The organism is Lacinutrix sp. MEBiC02404 (genome assembly GCF_053601575.1).
Window position 1 is genome coordinate 1 of the sequence record NZ_JBSHNV010000176.1, and the last position, 2,335, is coordinate 2,335.

At 30.7% G+C, this 2,335-nt stretch carries 2 protein-coding genes; both read right to left on the bottom strand.

Annotated features, from left to right (window positions below; genetic code table 11):
- Positions 1-185 precede the first annotated feature (185 nt).
- Positions 186-869 carry a hypothetical protein gene (locus ACVCXO_RS09190; RefSeq protein ID WP_452229297.1) on the bottom strand — a complete coding sequence of 228 codons (684 nt, stop codon included), beginning with the start codon at positions 867-869 and terminating at the stop codon, positions 186-188.
- 161 nt (positions 870-1,030) lie between these two features.
- A complete protein-coding gene (locus ACVCXO_RS09195; protein ID WP_452229298.1) occupies positions 1,031-1,567 on the bottom strand; it encodes a YcxB family protein in 537 nt (178 codons plus the stop codon).
- Between the last annotated feature and the right edge of the window lie 768 nt (positions 1,568-2,335).

Sequence of the window (2,335 nt, forward strand, 5' to 3'; positions counted from 1 at the left end):
ATTGCAATGAACAAGGGAAGTTCCAGAAGTCTGGGATTATTAAACATAACGTGTTTGTATATGGAAAGTTGCGTTTTTGGTGACGAGGATTTTCCGAAGGAAAATCAGAAGTTAGTAAAAGCGCAACCAACTTTATTTAAGTCCTAATCTAGCAATTTTTTATATACGGTGTTGTAAAACGTACTTTACTCACCCTGTTTGTTTTTTACTAAATTTATTTGCCAAATCAGCCTTTCGTAAGAACCATTATCTAATGCTCTTTGTCCAGTTAGCATACTTGTAAAGAAAAAGGGATTATTTTTATAAACATAAGTTCCGAATTCTTCGTTCCATATAAAATCATAACCAATCCAATGAGTACTTTCATTATTCGGTTTTTCTTTATGATATTCTCCCAATAAGTCTCTTGCTAAAGTATTATTAACAACAAATATTCTCGGTTTCTTTTCGTCAATTATTTGGTCAAGTACAATTTTAGAAATCATACATTGTTTGTATATAAAATCTTTTCCACGTTCAGCTTTTAGTAAACTTGCAACTTTCTTTTGGTTAGTTTCTCGGTTATAAAGCAAGTCTAAATGTCCCCAATTTAGTCCAGTTTTTTCCGCAACATCAAAGAATTTTTTGAAATAACGATAATCTTCATTAACATCATAACTCAATTTATGAAATTCGCAGTTTATATCATTTTTTTCAATTAGTTGCTCTTTTACTTTGTCAGTCATTGATGGATTAATTCCGATGAAAACTAATCCGTCTTTTGGGATTTCCGCAATCGAATTTGGTGAAAATTGACAATAATCTTCGTTTCCAAATTCGCTCCAAAGAGTATTTATTTTGTCTTTTACTAAAAGTTCAATGTTAATCACAATGTTTCTTGGGTATGTTTTACAACGTGTTTGTGTATGCTTAGTTGCGTGTGTAAGTTACTAAATTAGTAAACAAAAACGGAATAGAAAATTCGGAAGAATTTTCCGAACAGACAAGAACCAAGCAATTAAATATACACGGTGTTGCCATTAGTACTTCTTTATTTCCATTCCCAATTTAGTTCGTCAACATATTCAGCTCCTAAATCAGTCACACGTTTTTTAAATTCCGTTTGGTTTTCAATTGAATGCTTTGGTACAATTAGAGATAATTCCGTTGTCAACTTTATAAAGAAATGCTTTTTAGTTTCTATTAGTTCTTTGAGTTCGGTTCCATTAATTTTAGTTTCAGAAGTAAAATCTTTGGCATTCACGGAATTTTCGTCAAAGTCAATTTCCAGAGGTATATTAATCCGATTCTTATAATTTTCTTCCACGTGTTTTTTGAAATGTCTTTTGTAATTCCATTTAGCATACATTGGATAAAAACCAAACCATAACAATCCCAAAGAAGCTATAATTCCACCAGTGTTATTATTTTCATTTTTATAGGCAAAATAAAGTCCTATCAATGTATATAATATAAAGACTATATACCTTGAACGAAAACGTTTCTTTTTATGTGATTCCGATTTTGATGAAGTATAAAGCTGATACTCTAAAAAATCCGAATTTGTAAGTTGATAGTTTATGTTCATCGTATTAATGGCAACGTGTTTGTATATGCTTTGTTGCGTGATTAAGCAACTAAGTTAGTAAATAAAAACGGAATAGAAAATCCGCGAGGATTTTCGTAAACAAGCTGGAACTAGCAATAAAATATATACGGTGTTATGCACTGGTTTTATTACTTTTTTTTCCGCAAGAATTACATCCAACGAACTTTATTATTTTATCAATTTATTCTTTTCTACCTTAAAATCTCAAGAAATATCGTTTTTCATTCCCCTTTTTTTTTCCGAACGTTTTGGAGTTCCGTAATTCAGCACGAATCCTTGGGTTTCTAAATTTTTCTCGTTAAAAACTAACTTGGGAAAATCCGTTTTTCATGCAGTTCAGCCGTAATATTTAGCGGATCAGTTTTTTATTCAAAACTTTTTGGTTTGCTAAATTTCCGATGCGAAAACCAACTTTAGCGAGTCGAAATTCAACATAATTTTTTACAACATTTTTCAATTTCGTTTGAGTGGAATCTCGAGTTTTTTTACAATTCAGATTTTCATTTTCCCTTTTTTAAAAATCTAAAAGTTTGAAGTTAAGCATTGTTTTTGCAGGTTTTGACAACTTGTGCATAACGTGTTTGTATATGGTTTGTTGCGTGTTTAAGCACTAAATTTAGCAAATAAAAACCGAATAGAAAATCCGCGAGGGTTTTCGTAAGCAGGCAAGAACTAGCAATAAATTATATACGGTGTTGTATGTAGTTATTTTATTCTTCCAATTGTTGTACTTCGAGTTTTAAAACT